The sequence below is a fragment of the Streptomyces sp. NPDC002868 genome (genome assembly GCF_055563295.1).
Map to the genome: position 1 here is coordinate 187,363 of NZ_JBVHDR010000011.1, position 18,263 is coordinate 205,625.

Annotated in this window: 12 protein-coding genes and 2 pseudogenes; 2 read left to right on the forward strand and 12 right to left on the reverse strand. The window is 70.9% G+C overall.

All coding sequences use genetic code 11. The features are described 5' to 3' along the window. Window positions 1-521: 521 nt before the first annotated feature. Genes galK through galT form a run of 3 tightly spaced genes read right to left on the reverse strand, consistent with a single transcriptional unit; the run spans window position 522 to window position 3,630 of the window. Window positions 522-1,628 (reverse strand): galactokinase, encoded by a 1,107-nt coding sequence (gene galK / locus ACZ3H8_RS29405; protein ID WP_467407038.1) that lies wholly within the window; start codon window positions 1,626-1,628, stop codon window positions 522-524. Further along, entirely contained in the window at window positions 1,625-2,590 is a 966-nt protein-coding gene (gene galE / locus ACZ3H8_RS29410; RefSeq protein ID WP_467407039.1) for a UDP-glucose 4-epimerase GalE, read from the reverse strand. The genes galK and galE overlap by 4 nt, the downstream gene beginning before the upstream one ends. Next, window positions 2,587-3,630 carry a galactose-1-phosphate uridylyltransferase gene (gene galT, locus ACZ3H8_RS29415; RefSeq protein WP_467407041.1) on the reverse strand — a complete coding sequence of 348 codons (1,044 nt, stop codon included), beginning with the start codon at window positions 3,628-3,630 and terminating at the stop codon, window positions 2,587-2,589. The genes galE and galT overlap by 4 nt, the downstream gene beginning before the upstream one ends. 434 nt (window positions 3,631-4,064) lie before the next feature. On the opposite strand from galT, the pseudogene ACZ3H8_RS29420 reads away from it, so the two are divergent. Further along, window positions 4,065-6,323, forward strand: a pseudogene (locus tag ACZ3H8_RS29420) (ATP-binding SpoIIE family protein phosphatase); the annotation flags it as partial. Window positions 6,324-6,405: 82 nt separating this feature from the next. Here ACZ3H8_RS29420 and ACZ3H8_RS29425 read toward each other — a convergent pair. The 4 genes from ACZ3H8_RS29425 to ACZ3H8_RS29440 all read right to left on the reverse strand — a co-directional run bounded on the left by ACZ3H8_RS29425 (window position 6,406) and on the right by ACZ3H8_RS29440 (window position 13,053). After that, complete coding sequence (locus ACZ3H8_RS29425; RefSeq protein WP_467407043.1) at window positions 6,406-7,101, reverse strand: helix-turn-helix transcriptional regulator; 696 nt, start codon at window positions 7,099-7,101, stop codon at window positions 6,406-6,408. 198 nt (window positions 7,102-7,299) lie between these two features. Beyond that, window positions 7,300-9,144 (reverse strand): outer membrane protein assembly factor BamB family protein, encoded by a 1,845-nt coding sequence (locus ACZ3H8_RS29430; protein ID WP_467407045.1) that lies wholly within the window; start codon window positions 9,142-9,144, stop codon window positions 7,300-7,302. Between the two features lie 61 nt (window positions 9,145-9,205). Beyond that, the gene (locus ACZ3H8_RS29435; protein WP_467407047.1) at window positions 9,206-11,020 is read right to left on the reverse strand and encodes an outer membrane protein assembly factor BamB family protein; all 1,815 of its coding nucleotides are present in this window, start codon (window positions 11,018-11,020) and stop codon (window positions 9,206-9,208) included. A gap of 227 nt (window positions 11,021-11,247) precedes the next feature. Continuing rightward, window positions 11,248-13,053, reverse strand: coding sequence for an ABC-F family ATP-binding cassette domain-containing protein (locus tag ACZ3H8_RS29440; protein ID WP_467407048.1), 1,806 nt, complete (start codon window positions 13,051-13,053; stop codon window positions 11,248-11,250). 165 nt (window positions 13,054-13,218) lie between these two features. Here ACZ3H8_RS29440 and ACZ3H8_RS29445 point away from each other — a divergent pair. Then, window positions 13,219-13,403, forward strand: a pseudogene (locus tag ACZ3H8_RS29445) (lysyl oxidase family protein); the annotation flags it as partial. 151 nt (window positions 13,404-13,554) lie between these two features. On the opposite strand, the gene ACZ3H8_RS29450 reads toward ACZ3H8_RS29445, so the two are convergent. From ACZ3H8_RS29450 to ACZ3H8_RS29470, 5 genes are all read right to left on the reverse strand, one after another. Then, on the reverse strand, window positions 13,555-14,484 hold the full coding sequence (locus tag ACZ3H8_RS29450) for a 4-(cytidine 5'-diphospho)-2-C-methyl-D-erythritol kinase (RefSeq protein ID WP_467407050.1): 930 nt from the start codon (window positions 14,482-14,484) through the stop codon (window positions 13,555-13,557). Beyond that, on the reverse strand, window positions 14,481-15,338 hold the full coding sequence (gene rsmA / locus ACZ3H8_RS29455) for a 16S rRNA (adenine(1518)-N(6)/adenine(1519)-N(6))-dimethyltransferase RsmA (protein ID WP_467407051.1): 858 nt from the start codon (window positions 15,336-15,338) through the stop codon (window positions 14,481-14,483). The genes ACZ3H8_RS29450 and rsmA overlap by 4 nt, the downstream gene beginning before the upstream one ends. Next, window positions 15,335-16,699: a ubiquitin-like domain-containing protein gene (locus ACZ3H8_RS29460; RefSeq protein WP_467407052.1), complete on the reverse strand. Its 1,365-nt coding sequence runs from the start codon at window positions 16,697-16,699 to the stop codon at window positions 15,335-15,337. Before ACZ3H8_RS29460 ends, rsmA begins: the two co-directional genes overlap by 4 nt. Window positions 16,700-16,822: 123 nt before the next feature. Then, on the reverse strand, window positions 16,823-17,692 hold the full coding sequence (locus tag ACZ3H8_RS29465) for a TatD family hydrolase (RefSeq protein ID WP_467407054.1): 870 nt from the start codon (window positions 17,690-17,692) through the stop codon (window positions 16,823-16,825). A gap of 33 nt (window positions 17,693-17,725) precedes the next feature. Beyond that, the gene (locus ACZ3H8_RS29470) at window positions 17,726-18,226 is read right to left on the reverse strand and encodes a hypothetical protein (protein ID WP_467407055.1); all 501 of its coding nucleotides are present in this window, start codon (window positions 18,224-18,226) and stop codon (window positions 17,726-17,728) included. Window positions 18,227-18,263 lie beyond the last annotated feature (37 nt).

Here is an 18,263-nt window from a genome sequence, read left to right on the forward strand (position 1 = left end):
CCCCAGGTGCGTCGCCGCAGTCGGCGGGCGCATGCGTCGCAAGCAGACGGCCCCTCGCAGCGCGAAGTTGCCGCAACCCCCCGCGGGGGCGCAGTGGGGGGTGCCCCAGCCCGACGCGGAGCCGCCCAACAGACGCGCCCCTCCCCGCGACGCCGCCTCAACCCTGCGCGTGGGCTTCCCCAGGCACGAAGCCGCCGCAACCCGGCGAGCGCAACCGCCCGGCACGAAGCCGCCGCAACCCGGCGAGCGCAACCGCCCGGCACGAAGCCGCCGCAACCCGGCGAGCGCAACCGCCCGGTGCGGAGCCGCCGCAAGCAGACGGCCCCTCGCGGCGCGAAGCTGCCGTGGCTGCCCGCGCCCCAGCCCGGCGCGGAGCCACCGCAACAGACGCGCCCCCTCGCGGCACGACGCCGCCGCAACCCGGCAAGCGCATCCGCCTGGCGCGAAGCTGCCGTGGCTGCCCGCGGGGGGCGTGGGGGCCGTGGCCCCGATTCAAGGGCGGGTGGGTGGGCAACTTCCCCTCAGGACACGCGGCGCGCTCCCGGGGACGGGGCTGCCGGGAAGATCCGTGGCTCTTCGTAACCCGTCGACGCGAACGCCTCCAGGAGCGACTTCTTCAGCGTCGTCGACGTCGACGTCTGCGTCAGGACGATCGCCGAGCCGCCGAAGCCGCCGCCCGTCATCCTCGCGCCCAGCGCGCCCGCCGACAGCGACGCCTCGACCACCAGGTCCAGCTCCGGGCAGGAGACGCGGAAGTCGTCCCGCAGTGACGCGTGGCCCTCGGTGAGGACCGGGCCTATCGCTTCGACCTCGCCCGCCTCCAGCAGGGCGATCACCCGTTCCACCCGGTGGTTCTCGGTCACGATGTGGCGGACCAGGGCGCGTACTTCCGGGTCGTCCAGCAGGGACAGGGCCGCCGCAAGGTCCGCGTACGAGACGTCCCGTAGTGCGAGGACCCCCAGCGCCGCCGCGCCCGCCTCGCAGCCCGCGCGGCGTTTGCCGTACTCGCCCTCGCTGTGGGCGTGTTTGACCCGGGTGTCGACCACCAGGAGTTCCAGGCCGAGCGCCGCCAGGTCGAACGGGATCTGGCGCTGCGACAGGTCCCGGGTGTCCAGGTGCAGCGCGTGGCCCGCGGTGCAGCACGCCGAGGCCGTCTGGTCCATGATCCCGGTGGGCGCGCCGACGTAGACGTTCTCGGCGCGCTGGCACAGCCGGGCCATCCGCCCCCGCTCCAGGCCCAGTTCGTACAGGTCGCTCAAGGCCAGGGCCGTGACGACTTCGAGTGCGGCGGAGGACGAGAGCCCGGCGCCCGCCGGGACCGTCGACTCGTAGTGGAAGTCCGCGCCGCCCACCGCATGGCCGGCGTCCCGCAGCGCCCACACCACACCCGCCGGATAGTCGGTCCAGCCGCCCGGCCCCCGCCCCGGCGCGAGGTCGTCGACGCGCAGTTCGACCATGCCGCCGGGGACGTCCGCCGAGTGCAGCCGCAGTACGCCGTCGTCCCGGCGGGCCGCCGTCGCGACGGTGGTGTGCGGCAGCGCGAAGGGCATCACGAAACCGTCGTTGTAATCGGTGTGTTCACCGATCAGATTCACCCTGCCGGGTGCCGCCCACACACCTTCGCTCATGACACGCTCTCCCTCCCCCGGGCAAAGTCCCAGGCGTCCGACACGATGCCCGCCAGGTCCGCGCGGCTCGGCCGCCAGCCCAGCCGTTCCCGCGCGATGGCCGCGGAGGCGACCAGTACCGCCGGGTCGCCTCCGCGACGCGGGGCCACGACCTCCGGGACCGGGTGCCCGGTGACCTTGCGTACGGTCTCGATGACCTCGCGCACCGAGAACCCGTTTCCGTTGCCGAGGTTGCAGATCAGATGCTCCCCCGCCGTCGCCGCGCCCAGCGCCAGCAGATGCGCCTCGGCGAGGTCCGCGACATGGATGTAGTCGCGTACGCAGGTGCCGTCCGGCGTCGGATAGTCGTCCCCGAACACCGAGATCGACTCGCGTCGGCCGAGCGCCACCTGCAGCACCAGCGGGATGAGATGCGACTCGGGGTCGTGGCGCTCGCCGCAACTGCCGTACGCACCCGCCACGTTGAAGTACCGCAGGGACACGGCCGCCAGACCGTGCGCCGCCGCCTCACCCGTGATCATGTGGTCGACGGCCAGCTTCGACGCACCGTACGGGCTGGTCGGCGCGGTCGGGTCGGTCTCGGTGATCGGGGTCGAGACCGGCTCTCCGTACGTGGCCGCGGTGGAGGAGAAGACCAGTTTGCGCACCCCCGCGGAGCGCATCGCCGCGAGCAGCTCCATCGTTCCGCCGACGTTGTTCGCCCAGTACTTCTCGGGGTGCATCACAGACTCGCCGACCTGCGAGAAGGCCGCGAAGTGCAGTACCGCGTCGTACGAGGCGTCGAGCCACTTGGTGGCGTCGCGGATGTCGCCCTCGACGAAGGCCGCGCCCGCGGGCACGCCCTCCCTGAAGCCGGTGGAGAGGTTGTCGAGGACGATCACCTCGTGCCCCGCCTCCAGCAGGTGCTGCGCCACCACACTGCCGACGTATCCGGCCCCGCCCGTCACCAAGTACTTGCTCACTCGCTCGCTACCTCTCGCAGTCGCTCGGCCGCGGTTTCCGGCGGCACATCGTTGATGAACACGCTCATACCGGACTCGGAACCCGCGAGGAACTTCAGCTTGCCGGAAGTCCGTCGGATGGTGAAAAGCTCGAGATGCAGCCCGAAATCACTCCGGTCGACCTGACCGAAGGGCGCCTGGTGCCAGGCGGCGATGTACGGCGTCGGCGGCTCGGCCTCCCCGAAGATCCGGTCGAAGCGCCTCAACAGTTCCAGATAGATCTGTGGGAACTCTGTGCGCGCCGCGTTTTCCAGCGCCCGGAGGTCCGGCACGCGCCGCCGAGGGTAGAGGTGCACCTCGTACGGCCAGTGCGCGGCGTACGGCACGAAGGCCACCCAGTGTTCACTCTCCAGTACCACCCGTGCGCGCTCGGCGCGCTCCCGCTCGACGATGTCGTCGAAGAGGTTGCGGCCGGTCCTCGCCCGGTGCTCGGCGGCCGAGCGCAGCATCAGCGCGGTGCGCGGCGTGACGAAGGGGTACGCGTAGATCTGGCCGTGCGGGTGCCCGAGTGTCACGCCGATCTCCGCACCCCGGTTCTCGAAGCAGAAGACCTGCTCCACCTGCGGGAGTTCGGCGAGCTCGGCGGTGCGGTCGGTCCAGGCCTCCAGCACCAGCGCGGTCTGCTCCTGGCTGAGGTCGGCGAAGGAGGCGTCGTGGTCGGAGGTGAAGCAGACGACCTCGCAGCGGCCGGAGTCGCCGGCCAGGGAGGGAAAGCGGTTCTCGAAGACGGCGACGTCGTAGTCGGCGGCCGGGATCTCGCTGAGGCGGCCGTCCCGGGACGGGCAGAGCGGGCATTCGTCGGCCGGCGGGTGGTAGGTGCGGCCCTGGCGGTGTGAGGCGATGGCGACCGAGTCGCCGAGCAACGGGTCGCGGCGGACCTCGGAGGTGGTGGAGATGGGATCGAGCGGCCGCCGGTCAACGGCGTCCCGTACGGCGTCGTCGCGGGAGTCGTAGTAGAGCAGCTCACGACCGTCGGCAAGCCGGGTCGACGTCTTCTTCACCGTGGAGCCCCTCACTCCCACCAAACAGAACCGCACATAACAAACCACGAGCCAACAGTGACGTCAATGGGTGGGCGGAACACAGAGAGCGCTTGCACGCAGATACGAACAAGAGGTCGGATTAGAACTCTCACGAGTGAACTGGGTTCCAGGACCAAGGGCCACGTCCGAGGACACGTCGCCGTTAGCCATATCCAGGGGCCCCTACTGCCGCGGCCGGCACTCCACATCCCGCCTGGCCACGCACGAAGAGGCCCCTCGCCGAATGAACCCCTGAACGTAGGTCTGGCCGGCGCGGATGGGGCGGCAGGCCCCCCAACGTGAGGCGGGCGTGATCGGCCTGATGGCCATCGCCTCGGCCCAAATAGCAGCCAATATCCGATAATGAGGATATGGTCAACGCTTTCGACCGATCCGGGGCTCCGCCCGTCCGCCTCGGTATATTCTCCCTCGGACTCGAGCCCGTGAGCGTGAGCGGCCTGGCCGACCGCCGGCTTCCGGTCGGACTCGGAGCGGCGGCCGCCGCGCTCGCCCTTGCCACCGCCGTGACGGCGCTGGTGCGCAAACGGCTGCGGCGCCAGACACACGGTCCAGATCCGGCCGAGACGGCCCGAACGTACGAGCACGCGGTGCTCCAATCCGTCCGCGAAGGTGTGCTGGTCACCGACGGGGACCGGCGGCTGATACTCGCCAATGAAGAGGCCCGCCGACTGCTCCAGCTGCCGCCCGACGCGGAGGGCCGTCACGTCAGCGATCTCGGCCTCGCCCCGACGCTGGCTGCTCTGCTCGCCTCGGAGCGCGAGGCCATCGACGAGGTGCACTCGGGCCATGACCGACTGCTGGCCGTCAACCACCGGCCGACCGACCGGGCCGGCGGCCCACCCGGCGGCGTCGCGACATTGCGCGACGCCACCGAGCTGCGTGCCCTCTCGGGCAAGGCCGAACTGGCGCGCAGACGCCTGAAGCTGCTGTACGACGCCGGGGCGGTGATCGGCACGACGCTCGACGTGCGGCGTACGGCGGAGGAGCTGGCGGAGTACGTCGCCCCAGGGTTCGCGGACTTCGTCACCGTCGACCTGTTCGAGAACGTGCTGCGGGGTGAGGATCCGCCGACCGGGGTGGGCGAGATGCTCCGCACCGCACTCAGCGGAGTCGCCGAGGACCATCCCCTCCTCAAGGTGGGCGACCTCGTCCCATACGGGCCGCCCGGGATGCCCTGGGATCTCCTGTCCGGGGAGCCGGTCGTCATCCCGGACCTGAGCGGCCCGGCCTGGGCACTGTGGCGAAAACCGCATCCCGAGCGCGCCGCGAGGATGATCGACTACGGCCTCCACTCGACGATCTCCGTTCCGCTGCGCGCCCGGAACGTCGTGCTGGGCACAACCAACTTCTACCGCCTGACGGGGAGGGAATCGTTTGTGCCCGACGACATGTCGTTCGCCAGGGAGCTGGTCGCCCGCGCGGCGGTGTCCATCGACAACGCCCGCCGCTACACCCGCGAGCACACGATGGCCGAGACACTGCAGCGCAGTCTGCTGCCCCGCGGCCTGCCCGAGCAGAACGCCGTCGACGCCGCCTACCGCTATCTGCCCGCGCAGGCGGGGGTGCGCGGCGACTGGTTCGACGTCATTCCGCTGCCGGGCACGCGCGTTGCGCTGATCGTGGGCGATGTCGTCGGGCACGGGCTGCACGCGGCCGCCACGATGGGGCGGCTGCGTACGGCGGTGCACAACTTCTCCTCGCTGGACCTGCCGCCTGACGAACTCCTCTCACACCTCGACGAACTGGTCGCCCGGATAGACCAGGACGAGGCGGCGGCCGACATCGGCGGCGCCGACCACGGTGGCAAGCAAGGCGCCGCCGTCGGCGGCGTCCTGGGCGCCACCTGCCTATACGCGATCTACGACCCGGTCTCCCGCCGCTGCACCGTGGCCAGTGCCGGACATCCGCTGCCCGCGCTCGTCCACCCGGACGGCACCGTGGAATTCGCCGAGCTGCCCGTCGGCCCGCCTCTCGGCCTGGGAGGCCTGCCCTTCGAGGCGGCGGAGCTGGAGCTGCCCGAGGGCAGCCAGTTGGTCCTCTACACCAACGGGCTCATCGAGAGCCGCAACCGGGACCTCGACGTCGGACTGGAGCTGCTGCGCAGTGCCCTCGCCAGTGCGGAGCGGCCGCCGGAGGAGACCTGCCGGGTGGTGCTCGACGCCCTGCTGCCCCCGCGTGCCACCGACGACATCGCGCTGCTCGTCGCCCGTACGCGCGGGCTGAGCCCTGATCAGGTGGCCGACTGGGACGTGCCGTCGGATCCCGCGGCGGTGGCGGGCATGCGCGCCGAGGCCGCCCGGCAGCTGGCGGAATGGGGCCTGGAGGAGGTGGAATTCACGGCCGAGCTGATCCTCAGCGAGCTGATCACCAACGCCATCAGGCACGCCACGGGCCCCATCCGGGTGCGGATGCTGCGCGACCGGACGCTGATCTGCGAGGTCTCCGACACCAGCAGCACGTCACCGCATCTGGGCTACGCCGCCGTCACGGACGAGGGCGGCCGCGGGCTCTTCCTCGTCGCCCAGACAGCCGAACGCTGGGGGACGCGGTACACCGCAGAGGGCAAGGTGATCTGGGCGGAGCTGGCCTTGCCGACGCGGGAACTCGAACGGCTGGTGCCGCAGTTCGCTCGACCGACGCGCAGGACCTGACAGCCCGGCGGGACATTCCGGCCCGATCCAGGCCGGCAAGCGCTGGGTGATCGAGCGCACGTACTCCTGGATGCGGTCGGTCCTAATCCGCCGTTTGACCGGGCGCCGACGAGACGATCGCCGCCCGGTCGAGCAGCCCGGTGCGCGCGGCCAGCGCCGCCGCCTCAAGGCGGGAGCCGACCCCCAGCTTCATCAGTACCCGCTGCACATGCGTACGGGCCGTGCTCGGCGCGATCCCCATGCCGGCCGCGATCAGCCGGGTGTCCTCGCCCTCCGCGACCCGAACCAGCACCTCGACCTCGCGCGGGGTGAGCAGCTGCAGCAGCCGCTGCCCCTCGTCGTCCGGCTGCGCGACCGGGTTGAGCAGCTCCGCGAACGCACCCTGCAGCAGCTGCGGCGCCACCACCGCCTCGCCCGCCCGGGCCTTGACCATGGCGCGCTCGACGCCCTCGATGCGCTCGTCGTGGCGTACGTAACCGGAGGCGCCGGCCGCGAAGGCCGCGGCGATCCCGCGCGGACTCGGCACCGGACCGAGCACCACCACGGCCACCTGCGGACGCTCCCGCTTGATCTTGACGATGGGGTCGAACGCGCCCGGCTCCGCGGGCGTCGCGGTGCCCAGCAGGCACACCTCGGGCGCCCTGCTGACCACCAGGTCGGCGGCGCCGGCCGCGGGGGCCGCCGCCGCGAGCACCCGGTGCCCACGCAGCTTCAAGGCCGAGGCGAGTGCCTCGGCGAGCAGTCGGTGATCATCGAGCACCATGAGCCGCACGCCCATCGAGCAACCCTCCCCCTTGGAGCTGGCCCCCCGGCCCTCCTGCCCCGGCAAGCTACACGCTTGTTCGACATCGCGCTCCCCTAACTCGGCAAAAGCCCCCCAGAGTGCCGAATTCTTCTCCAAACAGGGCTACTTATGGCCGTGGCCCGGCACATCGGAAAACCGATGTGCCGGGCCACCTGCCCAGTTGTCCGGAAATCAGTCGGCCGTGCTGAAGGCGACAGCCAGGTACTTCTTCCCGAAGGACGACGAGGAAGACGACGGCTTGCTCATCAGAACCGCCCCGACATACAGCCGCCCATTGGCATAGCGGTACTCGGCGTGGTCCGAGGAGAAGCTGGTCTCCGCCTCCCGCACCGCCTTGTCGGCCGGATTCTCCATCAGGACCGTCTGCTTGAAGGTGCTGCCGTCGATGCTGACGACCTGGCCGCCCTTGTCGTAGGGGGGCCACTTGTAGGCGATGAGGTTGCCGCCGTCCATGCGCACCGGGAACATCGTGTACCGGTCGCCCGCGTCCGCCCGGCCGCTGGTCGGCTTTCCGGTGGCGAGGTCGAAGGAGACGATCTCGTTGGTGTCGCCGTACTCCCCGGTGCCCTCGTGGTCAGCGGTCGGCAGATACAGCCGGCCGTTGCCGACGACGGCCTTCTGGCAGGTCTCGACCTCGGTGGAGCCGCACCGCGCCTGGTACTTGTCGCCCGTGGCCGGGATCTTGGCGCGCAGCGTCCCGCTCTTGTCGTCGAGCGAGAAGAAGTCCGAGATACCGCCCGAGCCCGTGTCGCCGACGTCTGCGGCGACGACCAGCGGCTTGCTGGAGAGGATGCTCGCGTACTCCACGCCGGCCGGCATCTTGTACGAGAACGCCGGGGTGCCGTTGTCCGGGTTCAGGCCCTGGATGATGACCTGCGGGCTGTCGTACGAACCGCACTTGCGGACCGCGACGAGCGCCGGGCCGCCGCCGTACCCCATGTCGTAGCAGCCCTCGGCGTTGGCCGTGGGCTTCCAGCGGACGCCGCCGCTGGTGAGGTCGAAGGCCGCGCCGCCGTCGGTGCCGCCCGCGGCGACCGTGGTGCCGCTCTGGGTGACCTCGCTGAACCTGATCTTCTCGTCGCCCCGGGACGTGCCCTTGACGGACTTGCTCCACAGCAGCTTGCCGGCGCTGAGGTCGACGACGCCGACCTCGGTGCACGGCTGGTAGTTCTTCGGCGGGACCCGCTTGGTGGCCTCGTAGACGATCGCGGCCTTGTTGTCCTCGGACACATGGCGGGACGCTGCGCAGATCTGGCCCGGCAGCGAAAGGGTCCACAGCGGGGTGCCCTTGGCCGCGTCGTAGCCGACGAGGGAGTTCACGCCGGGCTTGACGTAGGCCTTGTCGGTGACCCAGGAGCCCTTGACGCTGGTGATGTCGGTGCGCGCGGGCTCCGGCAGCTGGAAGGCCACCTTGGAGTTGACGTTCGCGGGCGCCTTCTCCTTGCCGGGGCCATCGGCGGCCTTGCCGCCGCTGTCGCCGCCGGTGGAGCCCGCGGGCCCGGCGTCCGAGCTGTTCTTGCTCTCGTCCTTCTTGCCGCCGCCACCGTCGTTGGAGGAGGCGTACCAGATGCCGCCGGCGACGATCAGCACCACGGCGAGGGACGCCGCGATGATGATCTGCATCTGCGTGCTGAGCTTCTTACCGCCGCCGCTGCCGGGGCCGCCGGGCTGGGGCGGCATGTACTGAGGCTGCGGCTGCATGGGCTGGGTCGGGTAGCCGTAGCCCGGCTGGGCAGGCGGCGGACCCTGCGGGTAGCCGTAGTTGGGGGGCTGACCGGGCGCCTGACCCGGTGCCTGACCCGGTGCCTGACCCGGTGCCTGCGGGTAGCCGTAAGCGGGCTGTCCCGGCGGCGGGCCCTGCGGAGGCTGAGCGGGCGGCGGCGTCTGCGGATAGCCGTACGAAGGGTTCTGCGGGGGCGGGGGCGTGGGGGCTCCGAAGCCTCCCGGCGGAGGGTCCTGGGGCGCCCCGAACCCTCCCTGCGGGGGCTGGTTCGGCGGCGGTGGCGGCTGCGTCATGGCGTGCTTACCTCGAAAGGATGCGTGGAGAAAGGAAGTGGGTCGGAAGGCTCAGGACGCGTCACTTGCCGAAGGCCATCATGGTCTTCGTCTCCTTCTCCTCCGCGTCGTTGCCGGCGCTGACCCGGCCGCTGGCGATGAACAACCGGCCGTCCGAGTACACCAACTTCGGGGAGTAGAAGGAGCTCTCGATCTGGGCGGTCGAGGCCGGGTGCTGCAGCAGCACCTTCGGCGCGCCACCCGTCGGCGCGATCGTGGCGACCGCACCGCCCGCGTCGTACGACGCGTTCATGTAGACGAGAACGTTCCCGTCCTCCGTGCGCAGCGGCGTCATCTGGCGTTTGCCGTCGGCGGACGAACGCCACTTGGCCTTGCCGGTGTCGAGGCTGAACGCGACGACCTCGTTGGCGGTGCCGTAGGCGGTCTCGGTGGCCATGTAGAAGCTCGTGGCGTCGGCGGCAACACCGGTGCAGCCCTCGAGGTTCTGGCCGAAGATCACGAACGCGCCGCCGCAGCGCGGCTGGAACTTGTCCTTGCCGCCGTCGATCTGCGAGCGCAGCGTGCCGTTGTCCTTGAGCGCGACGATCGACCACTTCTTCGGCTCACGCTGCGTCAGGGAGACGACGAGCGGGCTGGCGGAGTAGACCTTGTCGATCTCCCAGCCGGCGGGGGCGTTGTACGTCCACTTGGCCTTGCCGGTGGTGGGATCGACCTCCGACAGCTGGTGCTTGGGCTTGTTGTAGTCCGACGTCGGGCAGCTGGCGGCGGCGAGCAGCTTGGGGCCGCCGGCGAAGGCGAACGGCTTGCAGCCCTCGGTGGGTCCCTTGAAGAGCTGCCGGCCGTCGGCGATCGAGAAGCCGTAGGAGTTGCCGGTGCCACCCGCAGCAAGGGTGTTACCACTGATCGACAGGGTGAAGTCGGAGAGCGAGCTGAAGGCGCCGCTGGCCTTCGGTATCGGCTTCTTCCAGCCCGCCTTGCCGGTCTTGAGGTCGATCATCTGCAGATCGAGGCACTTGGACTTCTCGGTGAGGCCGTCCTTGATGCCCACGACAATCTTGCCGTCGACCGTGGTCTGGCTCGGCGCGGAGCAGATCTCGGTGCCGAGCGGCAGGGTCCACTTCTTCTTGCCGTCGGTCGCCGAGTAGCCGACGACCTCCTTGTACATGCCCTTGACGACGGTGTCACCGACCACCCACGGGCCGAACACCTCGGCGCCGTTGCGCGGCAGGTCGACGTCGTTCTTCGTGAGGAACATGACCTTCGCCTCGCCAGGCTTGCGCCCGGCGTTCAGGTCGTCGTTGGCCTCGCGGCCGTCGCCGCTGCCGTCACCCTGGTCGACGGACTCCGAGCCGGAGGGCTTGGGGTCATCGCTCTTGCTGACGTTCTTGTCGTCCTTCTTGTCGTCACCGCCGCTGAGCGCGAACCAGGTGCCGCCGCCGATCACCAGCAGTCCGGCCACAGCCGCGGCGATGATGATGCCGGGCTTGCTCGTGAAGAAGTTGCCGCCGCCGCTGCCGCCGGGCGGGACGGGCGCGCCCGGGTACTGCGGCTGCGCCGGGTAGCCGGAGTAGGGACCCGGCTGCTGGTTGTACGGGCCGGGCGGCTGGTTGTACGGACCGGGCTGGCCGGGGGCCTGCTGCGGGTAGCCGTAGCCGGGCTGTCCGGGCGGCGTCTGCGGATATCCGTAACCGGGAGCCGGAGCCGGTGCCGGAGCCGACGCGTCGGCCGGCGGCGTGGGCGGCATCTGCGGCGGGCCCTGGGGAGCGGGCGGCATCTGCGGCGGCTGCGCGGGCGGTTGGGGCACGCCGGGAGGAGGGCCCTGAGGAGCTCCCCCGTAGCCTCCCTGCGGCGGTTGCTGGCTGGGCGGCTGAGTCATCAGCGCTTCCCCCTTCGTACGGTCCGTTGCCCGGCCGGTCTCCCCCGCTATTCCGGCAGGCACTTGACCCGGAAAGGAGCGTTTCGGACATGGATCCGCTGTATCAAGTCAGTCGAGCGGGGCTTATTTCTATCACTCGGGGGCCCTGCAACGAGGGGCCGGTCCACCCCTGTTCCCAAGGGAGGACCGGCCCGTGATGCCCTCGTTACGAGACCTGCACGCCGCCTCTACGCATCCTCGGCCAGCTCCAGCCAGCGCATCTCCAACTCGTCGCGCTCGCCGATCAGTTCACGCAGTTCCGCGTCCAGTTTCGCCACCTTCTCGAAGTCGGTGGCGTTGTCCGCGATTTGGGCGTGCAGGCTGGTCTCCCGGTCGGAGAACTTGTTCAACTGCCGCTCGATCCGCTGCAGTTCCTTCTTCGTGGCGCGCACGTCCGCCGCCGACTTCTCGGTCGTCGGGGCGGCGGGCGCGGCGGCCGGCGCCGGGGCGGCGGCCTCGATCATCTTCTGTCTGCGCTCCAGGTACTCGTCGATGCCGCGCGGCAGCATCCGCAAAGTGGCGTCGCCCAGCAGCGCGAAGGTCTTGTCCGTCGTCCGCTCGATGAAGAACCGGTCGTGGGAAATGACGACCATTGAACCCGGCCAGCCGTCGAGCAGGTCCTCGAGCTGGGTGAGGGTCTCGATGTCGAGGTCGTTGGTGGGCTCGTCGAGGAAGAGGACGTTCGGCTCGTCCATCAGCAGCCGCAGGATCTGGAGCCGGCGGCGCTCACCGCCGGACAGGTCGCCGACGGGCGTCCACTGCTTCTCCTTGGTGAAGCCGAACTGCTCGCACAGCTGGCCCGCGGTCATCTCCCGGCCCTTGCCGAGGTCGACGCGGTCCCGTACCTGCTGTACGGCCTCCAACACCCGCAGGGCGGGGTTGAGTTCGCCGACCTCCTGCGAGAGGTAAGCCAGCTTCACCGTCTTGCCGACGGCGATCCGCCCGGCCGCGGGCTGCACATCGCCGCCGCTGCGGGCGGCCTCGGTGAGCGCGCGCAGCAGCGAGGTCTTGCCGGCGCCGTTGACGCCGACCAGACCGATGCGGTCGCCCGGGCCGAGCTGCCAGGTCAGATGCTTCAGCAGCAGCTTCGGCCCGGCCTGGACGGTCACGTCCTCCAGGTCGAAGACGGTCTTGCCGAGGCGGGCGTTGGCGAACTTCATCAGTTCGCTGGTGTCGCGGGGCGGCGGCACATCGGCGATCAGCTCGTTGGCGGCCTCGATGCGGTAGCGCGGCTTGGACGTACGGGCAGGGGCGCCGCGCCGCAGCCAGGCCAGCTCCTTGCGCATCAGGTTCTGCCGCTTGGCCTCTTCGGTGGCGGCGATGCGCTCGCGCTCGGCGCGCGCGAAGACGTAGTCGCTGTAGCCGCCCTCGTACTCGAAGACCGAGCCGCGCTGGACGTCCCACATCCGTGTGCAGACCTGGTCGAGGAACCAGCGGTCGTGGGTGACGCAGACGAGCGCCGAGCGGCGCGTCCGCAGATGCTTCGCCAGCCAGGCGATGCCCTCCACGTCGAGGTGGTTGGTGGGCTCGTCGAGGACGATCAGGTCCTGCTCGGCGATGAGGAGCTTGGCGAGCGCGATACGGCGGCGCTCTCCGCCGGAGAGCGGGCCGATGACCGTGTCGAGCCCCTGCTCGAAGCCCGGCAGGTGCAGATCGCCGAAGAGCCCGGTGAGGATGTCGCGGATCCGAGCGTTGCCGGCCCACTCGTGGTCGGCCATGTCGCCGATGACTTCGTGCCGAACGGTGGCCGCCGGGTCGAGGGAGTCGTGCTGCGTGAGCACCCCGAGCCGCAGCCCGCCGCTCTGGGTGACCCGTCCGGTGTCGGGCCCCTCCAGCTTGGCGAGCAACCGGATGAGGGTGGTCTTGCCGTCGCCGTTGCGGCCGACGACGCCGATGCGGTCGCCCTCGGACACGCCGAGGGAGACCCCGTCGAGCAGGGCACGTGTTCCGTACACCTTGCTGACTGCCTCGACATTGACCAAGTTAACGGCCATCAACACTCCAGATGAGGGGATCGATCGATCCTCCAGCCTAGTCGCCACGGGTGCCACCGCCGTCGTCAGGCCAAGTCCACGGCCGCGGAGGCGAAGGCGGATCCGCCGCAAGGAAGATCGTTCGAAGCCGCCCGTAACCGATCGCACACGTGGACGGTTATAGGCGGCCAGTCGTTCGACGTCACCAGCCTGCCGAACGGCACCTACTACATCCAGGTGATCGCCAACCCCCAACACCGCCTCCAGGAGAACCTGAAGAACAACATCGCGCTCCGCAAGGTCGTGCTGGGCTGTAAGCCCGGCGCCCGCACGGTGACGGTGCCCCGCACGATCTGATCAACACCCCTTGATCCGGGGCGCCTGATCCGGAGTCCGGTCGCAGCACGGCCTCGGGCCGGGCTGCGACCGGGCATCAGCGCCCCGGACGCCCCGCAGGCCCCGGGGCCCACGGATTCAGCCCGTCCAGCGCCTGAGGACCGGGGCTCCGGGGGCAGCCCCCAGTTACGGCAAGGGGCGGAGTCGGGGAGAAACCCCGTACCGGACGACCGTCGCCCCACGCGCCGGCGACACCGCCACCCTCGCCGCCCTGCACGTGCCCGAGCGCAGCAACGCCTCCGCCACCGCCACCGCCGACTCCTCGTCCTTCGTCAGGAACGCCGTCGTCGGGCCCGAGCCCGAGACCAGGGCCGCCAGCGCGCCCGCCGACGTGCCCGCCGTCAGGGTGTCGGCCAGGGACGGGCGCAGCGAGAGGGCCGCGGGCTGTAGATCGTTCGTCAGGGCCGCCGCCAGGGCCGTCGCGTCACCGGTGCGGAGGGCTTCGAGCAGGGGCCCGGACGCGGCCGGGGCGGGGACCGCGACGCCCTCGTTGAGGCGGTCGAACTCGGCGTACACCGCCGGCGTCGACAGGCCGCCGTCCGCCACCGCGAACACCCAGTGGAACTCTCCGCCGACCTCGAGCTCGGTCAGCTGCTCGCCGCGGCCCGTGCCCAGCGCCGCGCCGCCCACCAGACTGAACGGCACGTCGCTGCCCAACTCGGCGCAGATGGCGAGGAGTTCGGAGCGCGGCGAGTCAAGACCCCACAGCGCGTCGCACGCGAGCAGCGCGCCCGCGCCGTCCGCGCTGCCGCCCGCCATGCCACCCGCGACCGGGATGTCCTTCGCGATGTGGATGTGGACGGAGGGATCGATGCCGTGGCGGCCGGCGAGGAGTTCCGCCGCGCGGGCCGCCAGGTTCGTACGGTCCAGCGGGACCTGCGACGCGTCCGGGCCGGAGCACGTGATCGTCAGCGACTCGGCCGGTGTCACCGTGACCTCGTCGTACAGGCCGACGGCCAGAAAGACATTGGCGAGGTCGTGGAAGCCGTCGGGGCGCGCCGCGCCGACCGCCAGCTGGACATTGACCTTCGCCGGCACTCGTACCGTCACGCTCACGCCTTGGCCTCCGCGATCCGTGCGAACTCCTCCACCGTCAGGGACTCGCCGCGCGCCTGTGGTGAGATCCTCGCCGCGACCAGTGCGGTCTCCGCGGCGGCGGGCGACCCCGCCCAGCCCGCAAGCGCCGCCCGCAGCGTCTTCCGCCGCTGCGCGAACGCGGCGTCGACCACCGCGAAGACCTCCGCCTTCGTGGCCGATGTCTTCGGCGGATCGCGGCGCACCAGCGAGACCAGTCCCGAGTCGACATTGGGCGCGGGCCAGAAGACATTGCGCCCGATCGAGCCCGCCCGCTTCACGTCCGCGTACCAGTTGGCCTTGACCGACGGGACCCCGTAGACCTTGTTCCCGGGCCGCGCCGCGAGCCGGTCCGCGACCTCCGCCTGCACCATCACCAGCGTGCGCTCGATCGTCGGGAAGCGGTCCAGCATGGTGAGAAGGACCGGCACGGCGACGTTGTACGGAAGGTTGGCGACCAGCGCGGTCGGCGGCGGTCCCGGCAGCTCCTCGACGAGCATCGCGTCGGAGTGCACCAGCGAGAAGCGCGCGGCTCGCTGCGGCATACGGGCCAGGATCGTCGACGGCAGCGCGCCCGCAAGCACATCGTCGATCTCGACGGCGACGACCCGGTCAGCCGCCTCCAGCAGGGCGAGCGTCAGCGACCCGAGCCCGGGGCCGATCTCGACGACCACGTCGTCCTCGCGCACCCCGGCCGTACGGACGATCCTGCGGACCGTGTTGGCGTCGATGACGAAGTTCTGGCCGCGCTGCTTGGTGGGGCGTACGCCCAGCGCTGCGGCCAGTTCACGGATGTCGGCGGGGCCGAGGAGTGCGTCGGGCTCAGTGGTGCTCACTGATACAGCCTACGGCCGCAGTGCGGCCACGGACTCGCCCCCCGTTGCACGTAGAGCTTCTTCGCCCGGTACGTCTGTTCCTCCGGGGGCGCGTCCTGCGGCCGCCCGCTGCCGCCCAGCGACCGCCAGGTCCCGGTGTCGAACTGGTACAGCCCGCCGTACGTCCCCGACGGGTCGACCGCACCCGCCCGCCCGCCGGACTCGCAGTGCGCGAGAGCGCCCCAGTTCAGCCGGTCCGCGCCCGCCACCGAGTTCGGCAGCGGCTCGGTGCCCACCTTCACCCGCTGGACGACCGGCTCCCGCACCACCTCCTCGGCGACCTTCTGCGGTTTCTGTTTGACGCCGTTGACGGTGCGCAGGGTGTACGTGACCCGCCGCGCGCCCGGTCTGCCCTGCTGTACGACGACCTCCGTGCCGGAGAACAGCGAGGGGTCCTCTGCCTTCTCGACGTCGAAGTCGATGTGCTCCTCGCGCACCTCCCTGGTGCCGGTGATCCGCATGACGGTGACGGTCTGCCCGTCGCGCGGAAAGCTGTCGGGCGGCACGGACGTGGTGTCCTCGCCGCGCAGCGCGATCCCGGCCTCGTCCAGGGCCTCACGCACGCTCGCCGCGTTCGTACGGATGGTGTGCTCGCGCCCGTCGGCCATGAAGGTCACCGTCCGCTCGGTCCGCACATCGAGGGCAAGGCCGTCGCGGGAGATCGGCATGGAGCGCGAGACGGACAGATACGCGCCCTGAGCGCGCACCCCGAGCTGGCGCAGTGCGCCGTCGACCGTGCGGGCGGTGGTCCACACGCGTTGGCGCTGCCCGTCCAGGGTGAGGGTGACGGGCCGGCCGTAGCGGACGACGATCTCGTCACCGCTGGCGAGGGCCGCGGCGGGGGCAGGGGCCACGATGTCGTGCGCGCTGACGTCGAGCCCCTCGTCGTCGAGGAGCTCCTGCACATCGTCGGCGAAGGTGTGCATGGTGCGCGGTACGCCGTCGACGGTGAGCCGCACCGCCTTGTCACTGGCGACGAACGCCGAGGTGCCGCCGGCCAGGAAGGCGACGACGAGGGCATGCGGGACGAGCCGGCGCAGGGTGTCGGGCGTCTCGCCTGCCTTGCGGCGGCGGGCGGCCCGGCGGGCTTCGGCGCGGCCGCCGGTCCCGGAGACTGCCGAGGCCGGGGCCGGGGCCGCAGCCGAGCCCTGGCGCGGCAGCGTCGGCGCTGTGGGCACGAGGGGCGGCGGGTAGGCCTCGTACGACGTCTCGGGCGCTTCGTACGCGTACGACGTCTCGGGCGCTTCGTACGGCTCTGCTGTCCCGGTGGCGGCACTCAGACCGCCGCGTACGGCATGGTGACTGCCCTGCGAATTGCTCACGACGCTCCGTAAGGTCCGGTCCGCCTGATGGCGCTGCGGGCCGGGACACTAGCGGACCTCGGTCACTCTCCAAAGCAATTCGACTACGCAGCGTCGCGACGCTACCCTGTCCGCCGCTGCCTCTCAGTAACCAAACGCCTCCGCCGTATTGGCCGAGATCGCCGCGGCCAGCGTGTCCTCGTCGAGCCCCTTCACCACCGCCATCGCGCGCAGCGTGACCGGAATGAGATACGGCGCATTGGGCCGTCCGCGGTACGGCGCCGGCGTGAGGAAGGGCGCGTCCGTTTCGACGAGTACGAGTTCCCGCGGGGCGGCGGCGAGGGCATCGCGCAGCGGCTGGGCGTTCTTGAAGGTCACATTGCCGGCGAAGGACATGAAGTAGCCTGCGGCCGCGCACACTTCGGCCATTTCCGCGTCACCGGAGTAGCAGTGGAAGACGGTCCGCTCGGGCGCGCCCTCCTCGGCGAGGATCCGCAGCACGTCGGCGTGCGCATCGCGGTCGTGGATGACCAGGGCCTTGTCGTGCCGCTTGGCGATCTCGATGTGCGCACGGAAGGAGCGCTCCTGGGCGGCGATGCCCTCGGGGCCCGTACGGAAGTAGTCCAGGCCCGTCTCACCGACGGCGCGAACCTGCGGGAGGGCGGCCAGCCGGTCGATCTCGCCCAGCGCGTCGTCGAGGGCGCTGTCGCCACCGGCCTCGCGGGCCCCCTGCCGCGACCACCCGTCAGGGTCCCCCAGCACGATGCGCGGGGCCTCATTGGGGTGCAGGGCCACCGCGGCGTACACGCTGTCGTGGGCCGCAGCGGTCTGTGCGGCCCAGTGAGAGCCCTTGATGTCGCAGCCGACCTGTACGACGGCCGTCACCCCGACCGCGGCGGCCCGGGCGAGCGCCTCCTCGACCGTGCCCTCCTGCATGTCCAGGTGGGTGTGCGAATCGGCGACCGGCACGCTGAGCGGTTCGGGCAGCGGCGGCGGGGCGGACTTCGAACTCATGGGCGCGATCCTACGAGGCCCGCGCCCAAGGCCTCACTTGCGGTTGAAGGGGTGCAGAAGGTCGGAGAGATGCCAGTGGCGAGGCGCTTCGGCCGGCTCCGGCTGTCCGGCGGCCGGCTCCGGCTGCGTGGACTGCTCGGGCTCCGCGGACCGCTCGGGATCCGCGGACTTCGCAGGCTGATCGGCACGCGCGGCGTGCCCGGGCCGGTCGGCGGCCTCGGCGGGCGCCGACCCGGCCTCCGTCACGGTCTTCTTCTCAAGGCTCGGGTTGAACATGTTCATGATCGAGTCCCGGACCGAGGAGACCTGTCCCGCCCTCATGATCCGTACGACATGTCCGCCACAGGTGGGGCAGGTCGGGCTCGAAAGCGGGGACGGCACCCGTCGGCCGTCGGCCTTGTAGACAACGTATTCCTGGCCCGAGCCGTCGATGTGGTGCTCAATCTCGTAGGACTGCTCCCAACCGTGCCCGCAGCGCATGCAGGCGAAGGCGTACGCCTCGTGGACCTTGGCGGGGCCTGTGATCTCACTCATGCCAGCTCCTCTCCACTGATTCAGTGGACGCCCATTC